We start from the raw sequence: 7,085 nt of genomic DNA, 5'->3' as shown, positions 1-7,085 counted from the left end.
CGCCCGCTCGCCCGCTCGCCCGCTCGCCCGCTCGCCCGCTCGCCCGCTCGCCCGCTCGCCCGCTCGCCCGCTCGCCCGCTCGCCCGCTCGCCCGCGGGGGTCAGAAGGCGTGCCAGTGGGCCCTCGTGTTGTTGGTGCGCAACGTGTGGACTCGGTGGTGGAATTCCTCTTCCGCTGCCGGGTTGCCCGGGACGTGTTGGGCGACCCAGGCGGTGGCGGCCAGTTCGCGGGTTTCGCGCAACACCCGGTAGCCGGGCCATGTGGTGACGTCGAAGCCGTATTTTTTGGCGAAGCGGCGTTCCGCGCCGGCCGGCAGGCCGTAGCGCGCCGCCGCCATCGGGGTCAGCACCAGGTCGAACTCGCGCAGGTCGTGCGCGACCGTCTCCCAGTCCAACAGCAGCGCCCGGCCGCCGTGCACCCCCACGTTGCGCAGCAGCGCGTCGCCGTGGATCAGCCCGGGTGGCAGCGCCGGGGTCAGCTCGCGGCAGGCCGCCGCCAACTCGTCGCGGCGGGCCAGCAGATAGCGTCGATCGGCCAACCCCACCGCCGCGTCCGCCGAGTCCAGCCAGGTGGCCACCAGCGCGAGCGGCTCGCGGGCGGGCAGCGCGAACGGCGGCGCGGGCAACGCGTGCAGCCGCTTGAGCAGCCGGGCCAGATCGACCACGTCCGGCTCACGCTCGGCCGGCGGCAGCAACTCCCAGAAGGTGACCGGGCGTCCGTCGACCAGCACCGGTTGCGGTTCGATCCCGGCCGCCGGTCGCACCGCGGGGAAGTCCTGCTCGGCCAGCCAGCACGCGACCGCGATCTCCCGGCGGGCCCGCTCGGCCAGATGCGCTCCGCGCGCCACCCGGGCCACCAGACCCGGACCGGGCAGGGCGAACACCGCGTTCTCCCCGAAAGAGAGCAACGTGGCGTCGGCACAAGGCACTCCGACCTTCGCACACGCGCGTACGAGCACCGAACGTTCGCCGGCCACCGAGTCGATCACGCCGGTGATGGTACCGGTCGCCGGTCACGCCGACAGACTCGATCTCAGCGGCAGCGCCGCGTCGTAGCGCGCCAGTACCAAGCGGGCGATTTCGGGGGTGTCCGCGACCGGCTCGGTGACCACGTCCGCCCCTGCGGCCAGGGCCTGTTCGACGATCCGGTCGGGCAGGATCCCGGGGGCGAGCAGGCACGACGCGACGGCGATCCGCTCGGCCCCCAGTGCGCGCAGTTCGGCGACCGCCGCGTCGATCGTGGAGCCCTGGTGGGCGGAGGCGAACGCGGGGACCACGGCGCACCAACCGGTGCGCCGCCACTCCCGCGCGACGATGGTGGTCACCGCGCCCGCCTCCGGATCGGTGGAGCCCGCGGTGGCCAGGACGACGCCGTAGCGGGCGTCCCCGGGCCGCACCCCGGCCTCGCGCACGCGTCGGTCCAACGCGTCGAGCAGCAGCGGGGAGGGGGCCAGCGTGGCCGTTCGGCGCACGCTCAGCCGGCGGTCGCGCAGTACGTCGGGCACGTCGTACTTGGCGTGGAACGCCGGCGTGAACAACAGCGGCACCGCGATCGCCGACCGCGCCCCGGCGCGGGCCAGCGCGTCGAGCCGGTCCGGCACGCGCGGCCCGCAGTGGTCCAGGTAGCCGATCTCCACCCGCAGCCCCGGCCGCAGCGCCCGCACGCGCGCGGCCAGGGCGGCCATCGTCTCGGCGTGCCGAGGGTCGCGGCTGCCGTGCGCGACGGCCAGGAGCGGGGGAGTACGGGTCATCGCTACCTGGCTCCGGCCAGGCCGCGCCGGCGCAGCACCTGGCGTTCGATCGGGGTGAAGACCAGTATGTCGATGCCGATGCCGACGATCAGGATCATGAAGACCGCGGTCAACATCATCGGCATGTCGCCCAGATCGCGCCCCTGGGCCATCAACCGGCCGAGCCCCATGCCCAGTTCGGGACCCGCGGCGATCAACTCGGCGGCCATCAGCGAGCGCCAGGAGAACGCCCAGCCCTGCTTGAGGCCGGCGAGGTAGCCGGGCAGCGCCGCGGGCAACATCACGTGCCACACGCCGGCCGGCCCCCGGGCGCCGAGCACCCGACCCGCGCGCAGGTACAGCGGCGGGATCTGGTCGATGCCGGCCACCAGGCCGTTGGCGATCGAGGGCACCGCGCCGAGCAGCACGACCGCGTAGATCGCGCTGTTGTTCAGGCCGAACCAGATCACCGCCGGCGGCACCCACGCGACCGAGGGCAACGACGCCAGGCCGGACAGGATCGGCCCGATCGCCGCCCGGATCCAACTCACCCGGGCCACGATCAGGCCCAACGGGGTGCCGATGGCGACCGCGATCAAAAAGCCCAGGATGCCGCGCGACAGGCTGGTCCACAGGATGTCCAGGACGGTGCCCTTGCGCCACTGGACCATGAACGCGTCCCACACGTCGCCCGGACTGGGCAGCGCGTAGCGGGGCTTGATCTCCATCCAGTAGGCGGTCTGCCAGGCGGCCAGCACCAGCAGGATCGCCACGACCGGCGGAAGCGCCTTCTCCAGCAGGACCCGGGAGAAGGGTTTGCGCTCCTTGTCGTAGTTCTCCAGCGCGTCCAGGCCGGCCTCGAGCCCGGCCAGGTCCTCCGCCTCGGTGTCGGCGTCGACCGCGGGCGCGGTGGACTTGGTGAGGTCAGGCGCGGCCATGGCGACGGATCTCCCCTCGCAACTGGTCGGTGATCTCCACGGACAGCTCGGACACGCCGGCCGACTCGATCCGGCGCGGCTGCGGGATGTCGATCGTCCACTCCCGGGCGATCCGGCCCGGGCGCGAGGACATCAGCACCACCCGCTGCGCGAGCCGGACCGCCTCGCGCACGTTGTGCGTCACGAACACCACCGAGCGGCCGGTCTCCGCCCAGATCCGGGTGAGCTCGTCGTGCAGCACGTCGCGGGTGATCGCGTCGAGGGCGGCGAACGGCTCGTCCATCAGCAGCAGATCGCCGGCCTGGGCGAGCGCGCGGGCCAACGCGACGCGCTGGCGCATGCCGCCGGACAACTCGTGCACGCGCTTGTTGTACGCCCCGCCGAGCCGGACCAGCTCGAGCAGCGCGTCGGCCTCCGCGCGGCGTTGGTCGCGCGGCACACCGCGCAGTTTCAGGGCCAGTTCGATGTTCTTCCCGGCGGTCAGCCAGGGGAACAGCGCGTGGTCCTGGAACATCAGCGCTGGCCGCGCGCCGGAGACCTCGATGGTGCCCGAGGTCGGCCGGTCCAGGTCGGCGATCAGGTTGAGCAGGGTGGACTTGCCGCAGCCCGACGCGCCCAGGAGGCAGACGAACTCGCCCGGGGCGACGGTCAGGTCGATGCCGTCGAGCACGGGCGTGCCGCCGGACCGGCCGAAGACCTTGGTGACCTGGTCAAGGCGGACCGCGAAGCCGGTCCGGCCGGGGGTCGTGGCAGTGGGCGTGGCCTCGCTGATGGTCTGGGTCATGTCCGGGTCACCTCTCTCGGTGGGCGCGTCGGGCGAACGAGCACGGGTCGAAGCGGGCGCGAGCGCTACTTCTTCGGGCCCAGGCCCCCGTCGCTCACGGCAGGCTTCCCGGCCGCGGCGAGGACCTTGTTCAAAATCGTCAGGTCGTAGATGCCGTGGATGTCGAGCTTCTTGGTCACGCCGACCGCCACGCCGTCGTCGGAGAGCTTTTGCAGCGAGGCCGCGAGCGGGTCGTTGGTGATCGCGATGTTGGGCCACGACGCGTCGAGCACGTTCTGCGCGAGCGGCTTGCCCGCGAACTCGGTGATCTTGGCGTTGACCGCCGCCTTGGCCTTGTCCTGGTTGTTCGCCGCCCAGTCGTTCGCCGCGACCTGGCCCCGCAGCAGCGCCTCGACGGTGTCCGGGTGGTCCTTGAGGAACTTGCTGGACACGATCAGGTCGGTGGTGACGAACTTGCCCTCCGGCCAGAGCGTGCGCTCGTCGACGAGCACCTTGGCGCCGGCCTCCAGGACCAGGCGGGTGGCCCACGGCTCGGGCAACCAGGCGCCGTCCAGGTCGCCCTTCTGGAACGCGGCCAGGGTCTGCGCGTTGTCGGTCGGCACGATGCTCACGTCGCCCTTGCCGGAGGTGTCCACGCTGTAGCCGACCTTGGTCAGCCAGGCCCGCAGCGCGACGTCCTGGGTGCCGCCGAGCTGCGGCGAGGCGATCTTCTTGCCCTTGAGGTCGGCCGGCAGGTTGATGCCGGGCTTGACCACCAGGGAGGCACCGCCCGAGGTGGCCCCCGCGACGATCCGCAGCAGTTCGCCGCCCGTGCTGGTGAAGCCGGAGATGGAGGGGTTGGGGCCGATGTAGGTCGCGTCGATCGAACCGCCCTTGAGCGCCTCGATCGCGGCCGGACCGGCGTTGAACACCTGCGGCTTGATCTCGGTGCTGCCGAGTTCCTTCGCGAAGAAGCCCTCGTTCAGCCCGATCAGCGGCGTCGCGTGGGTGACGTTGGCGAAGAAGCCGAGCCGGATCTGCGAGGCCGAGGTGCCCGCCTTGGCGGTGCCGGCGGCCGGGCCCGCGCCCGCGGCCGGGGTGTTCTTCTTGTCGTCCTTCTTGTCCGAGCCGTAGCCGCACGCGGACATCGCGAGCAGCGGCAGCAGCAGGGCGGCGGCGAAGCCGGTACGTATGGATCTACGGCGGTTTGTCCTGAAAACGGACATGCGGGGACCCTCCCTCGGGTCCGCGCGATCGGGCGCGGACCGGGATGACGAATGTGTTGGCCGACCGTGGCTGTCACGGGTGGAGCTGACGGAGCGTCAAAAGCGGGTGGTCACACCCGCGTTCGAATCAGCTGTGACATCGGCCCGGCGCTGGGAACGCGGCGCCGGCCAGGCCGGCGGTGAGCGTCGAGCCGTCGGCCTCGTCGATCAACAGGAAGGATCCGGTCCGGCGACCGACGGCGTAGTCGTCGAGCGCGAGCGGCTGGGCGGTGCGCAGTACGACCCGGGCGATGTCGTTGGCGCGCAGTTCGGTCAGGTGCTGTTCGTGGCCGAGTACGCCGTCGATCGGCGCGTCCAGGTCGAGCCGGTAGGCGATGTCCTTGACGATCGCCTTGACGGTGCGCGTGGTGTGCTTGAGCAATACCCGGTCGCCGGTGCGCAGCGGTCGGTCGGCCACGTGGCACACGGTCGCCTCGACGTCCTGCGTGGGCCGCGGCGCCGCGTCGATCGGCGCGATCAGGTCGCCGCGTGAGACGTCCACGTCGTCGGCGAGCCGCAGGGTGACCGACTCGCCCTGCCGGGCCTGCCGGACCGAGACCCCGAGTCGGTCGATGCCCGCGATCGTGGTGCGCTGCCCGGACGGCAACACCACCACCTCGTCGTCCTCGCGGAACACGCCGGAGGCGATCTGCCCGGCGTAGCCGCGATAGTCGCGATACTCGTCGTCCGACTGCGGGCGCAGCACGTATTGCACCGGGAAGCGGGCCGGCTCCAGCGTCGGGTCGGTCTCGACCGGCACCGTCTCCAGGTATTCCAGCAGGGTGGGCCCGGAGAACCAGTCCATCCGCGGGCTGGGGTCCACCACGTTGTCCCCGCGCAGCGCGGAGACCGGGATCGAGCGCACGTCCGGCACGCCGAGCGCCTTGGCGTATTCGGTGAAGGTGTTGGCGACCTCGGCGAAGCGCTCCTCGTCGTAGTCGACCAGGTCCATCTTGTTCACCGCGAGCACCACGTGCGGCACCCGCAGCAGCGCCGCCACCGCCGCGTGCCGGCGGGTCTGCTCGACCACGCCGTTGCGCGCGTCGACGAGCACCACGGCCAGCTCCGCCGTGGAGGCGCCGGTGACCATGTTGCGCGTGTACTGCACGTGCCCCGGAGTGTCGGCGAGGATGAACCGGCGCTTGGCGGTGGCGAAGTAGCGGTAGGCGACGTCGATGGTGATGCCCTGCTCGCGCTCGGCCCGCAGCCCGTCGGTGAGCAGCGCCAGGTCCGCCTCCTCCTGGCCGCGCTCGTTGCTGACCCGGGTGACCGCCTCGAGCTGATCGGTCAGCACCGACTTCGAGTCGTGCAGGAGCCGGCCCACCAGCGTCGACTTGCCGTCGTCGACGGAGCCCGCGGTGGCCAGCCGCAGCAGACCCACACGCTCGTCCGCGACCGACCCGGCGGTCGCGGAAATCTCGGAAGTCCCACTCATGGCTAGAAGTACCCCTCGCGCTTGCGGTCTTCCATCGCGGCCTCGGACATCTTGTCGTCGGCGCGGGTGGCGCCGCGTTCGGTCAGCCTGCTCACCGCGATCTCGGCGATCACGTCGGCCACGGTCGTGGCGGGGGAGTCGACGGCACCGGTGCAGCTCATGTCGCCGACCGTGCGGTAGCGCACCACCCGGCGCACGACCTCCTCGTCGGCCCCGGGCCCGCCCCACTCGCCGGGCGAGAGCCACATCCCGTCGCGCTCGAAGACGTCCCGCTCGTGCGAGAAGTAGATCCGCGGGAGCACGATCTTCTCCCGCTCGATGTACTGCCACACGTCCAGCTCGGTCCAGTTCGAGATCGGGAACACCCGCACGTGCTCGCCCACGCGGTGCCGGCCGTTGTACAGCTGCCACAGCTCGGGCCGCTGCCGGCGCGGGTCCCACGCGCCGAACTCGTCGCGCAGCGAGAACACCCGCTCCTTGGCCCGGGCCTTCTCCTCGTCGCGCCGGCCGCCGCCGAACACCGCGTCGAAGCGGTTGGACTCGATCGCGTCGAGGAGCGGGACGGTCTGCAACGGGTTGCGGGTGCCGTCGGGGCGCTCGCGCACCCGGCCGCTGTCGATGAAGTCCTGCACGTGGGCCACATGCAGACGCAGGTTGTGCTCGGCCACCACCGCGTCGCGATACGCGATCACCTCGGGGAAGTTGTGCCCGGTATCGACATGGAGAAGGGCGAACGGGACCTGCGCCGGCCAGAACGCCTTGCGCGCCAGATGCAGCATCACGATCGAGTCCTTGCCGCCGGAGAACAGGATCACCGGCTTCTCGAACTCGCCCGCCACCTCGCGGATGATGTGCACGGACTCGGCTTCCAACGCGTCCAGGTGGGTCAGGGCTCCGGGTGCGGTGCCCTTGTCGATCGTCGTGGTCACGCCAACCCCTCCTTCGTCTTCGTCGA

General features: G+C 71.7%; 7 protein-coding genes. All 7 read right to left on the bottom strand.

The genetic code is table 11. The annotated features are described in order from the left end of the window. Positions 1-100: 100 nt before the first annotated feature. Complete coding sequence (locus ABIA38_RS41240) at positions 101-988, bottom strand: phosphotransferase enzyme family protein (RefSeq protein ID WP_424644135.1); 888 nt, start codon at positions 986-988, stop codon at positions 101-103. Between the two features lie 24 nt (positions 989-1,012). Next, positions 1,013-1,750, bottom strand: a complete 738-nt coding sequence (locus ABIA38_RS41235; protein ID WP_424644134.1) for a sirohydrochlorin chelatase — start codon at positions 1,748-1,750, stop codon at positions 1,013-1,015. Between the two features lie 2 nt (positions 1,751-1,752). Continuing rightward, on the bottom strand, positions 1,753-2,667 hold the full coding sequence (locus ABIA38_RS41230; RefSeq protein ID WP_424644133.1) for an ABC transporter permease: 915 nt from the start codon (positions 2,665-2,667) through the stop codon (positions 1,753-1,755). Then, positions 2,654-3,451 carry an ABC transporter ATP-binding protein gene (locus ABIA38_RS41225; protein ID WP_424644132.1) on the bottom strand — a complete coding sequence of 266 codons (798 nt, stop codon included), beginning with the start codon at positions 3,449-3,451 and terminating at the stop codon, positions 2,654-2,656. Before ABIA38_RS41225 ends, ABIA38_RS41230 begins: the two co-directional genes overlap by 14 nt. Before the next feature lie 65 nt (positions 3,452-3,516). Further along, positions 3,517-4,656: an ABC transporter substrate-binding protein gene (locus ABIA38_RS41220; RefSeq protein WP_424644131.1), complete on the bottom strand. Its 1,140-nt coding sequence runs from the start codon at positions 4,654-4,656 to the stop codon at positions 3,517-3,519. A gap of 127 nt (positions 4,657-4,783) precedes the next feature. Further along, on the bottom strand, positions 4,784-6,130 hold the full coding sequence (locus ABIA38_RS41215) for a sulfate adenylyltransferase subunit 1 (RefSeq protein WP_424644130.1): 1,347 nt from the start codon (positions 6,128-6,130) through the stop codon (positions 4,784-4,786). Positions 6,131-6,132: 2 nt separating this feature from the next. Further along, positions 6,133-7,059, bottom strand: coding sequence for a sulfate adenylyltransferase subunit CysD (gene cysD, locus ABIA38_RS41210; RefSeq protein ID WP_424644129.1), 927 nt, complete (start codon positions 7,057-7,059; stop codon positions 6,133-6,135). Positions 7,060-7,085 lie beyond the last annotated feature (26 nt).

It is taken from the genome of Embleya sp. AB8 (assembly GCF_049739465.1).
Lineage (GTDB): Bacteria > Actinomycetota > Actinomycetes > Streptomycetales > Streptomycetaceae > Embleya.
The sequence above is the reverse complement of the archived record's forward strand: the minus strand, read 5'-3'. Positions and strand labels throughout refer to the sequence as shown.